We start from the raw sequence: 215 nt of genomic DNA on the forward strand, positions 1-215 counted from the left end.
AGTGAAGAAAGTCAGTAATAGAAAGGGTTTATAAGGGGTAGGGTGTGGGAAAATTCCCACACATGTGTTGCTAAATTCCCACACCTAAAAAATGGAAAAGTAATAAAAAAAAAAGATGTCAATAACAAATGACATCTAAAATAAATAAATCGGTAAATTATGTTTTTTCTTATCTCCTGCTATTTTAAAATTTCTAAGAGACTTCTTAAAAATCT

Annotated in this window: 1 pseudogene; it reads right to left on the reverse strand. The window is 28.8% G+C overall.

The features are described from left to right. Positions 1–135 precede the first annotated feature (135 nt). A pseudogene (locus MR071_RS25675) lies at positions 136–215 on the reverse strand (MarR family transcriptional regulator); the annotation flags it as partial.

Source organism: Bacillus cereus group sp. BfR-BA-01316 (assembly GCF_022664195.1).
In the GTDB taxonomy this organism is placed as follows: Bacteria; Bacillota; Bacilli; order Bacillales; family Bacillaceae_G; genus Bacillus_A.